Annotated in this window: 1 protein-coding gene; it reads right to left on the bottom strand. The window is 46.5% G+C overall.

Features of this window, described 5'->3' with window-relative positions; translation table 11 throughout:
* Positions 1-141 precede the first annotated feature (141 nt).
* Positions 142-1,135: TIGR04222 domain-containing membrane protein (locus tag F6K53_RS44430; RefSeq protein WP_293087317.1), on the bottom strand; the 994-nt coding region annotated here is incomplete at its 5' end.

Here is a 1,135-nt window from a genome sequence, read left to right as displayed (position 1 = left end):
ATGACAGGTGTTTCTATAGCGCTACCCTTAGCGTCAGAAGTCAGAAGTCAGAAGTCAGAAGTCAAAAGTCAGAAGTAAGCTATAACTAAGTTTCGGAGTTTAGGAATGTCCTGAGCTTCATGGGTAGTGCTATATAACTCTTTAACCACCGCAGCCACCGCAGCCACCACCACAGCCGCCACCACAGCCACCACCGCAGCTACTGCCACCGCCACCGCAGCCGCTATCACTGCCACTGGAGCCACTATCACCGCCACTGCAGCCACCGCTACTACAGCCACTGCTACTGCTACTGCTACTGCTATTACTGCTACGGCGGCTACTGCTACTGCTATTACCAAAATTGGTGAAAGGATTAAATAGGTCTTGCAAGTCTTCTAGACCATATTGGTTTAAAACTGTAGTACCAAATAGAGCAAATGCCAGGGCTAGTTGAGACTTGTCTTTAGGGTTTCGCAGCATCCCATGGGTAGCTCTTAGGTTTCCTAATACACTATCGCCGTAACGACTACGGTTTACTGGTACAACCAGAAAGCGCCAACCAATAATTGCTGTCATGACGCACAGTATGATTAGGAAACCGACTGGCTTATCTCGCGAAATGCCTACTATAATCTTGGTGATTCCTAGGAGCAAGACAGCAAAGATAGGAAGTGCGGGATATTGCTGGGCTAATTTGCCTTGGTCTTCTGTAAGTAAGAGATTGAGATCGGTTAAGCGATCGCGTATTTGGTTTGTAGCGGATCTAGCGGCTCTTCTGATCGGAGTGATGGTCTTACCAGTTCTAGCACCATTATCAATCTTAAACTCAAGGGGATCATTTTTGTAAACCAAAGGATTGACTAATTCTAGCCCTCGGTATTCAGGCACAGGTTTTAAATGTCCACTCTGCACAAGGTTAACGATGGCTGTATCGACAGCTCGCTGTTGACCACCAACTAAATAGCCTGTCTCATAGGCATCGAGAGAGACCGATTTGCCATAGGGTGCGGAAGCTGGTTGTCGTAAATACCAACGTAAACCGTAGGCCAAGACTACCGCAGCACTTACTAGCAATAGATAGAACCTGAGAAATAATGGTCCTGTAAAATTAAGTGGATTTGCGCTATTGACTAAGGCTAATGACTCACAACCT

It is taken from the genome of Moorena sp. SIO4A1, from assembly GCF_010672065.1.
GTDB lineage: Bacteria > Cyanobacteriota > Cyanobacteriia > Cyanobacteriales > Coleofasciculaceae > Moorena.
This window is presented reverse-complemented; position numbering and strand designations above follow the sequence as displayed.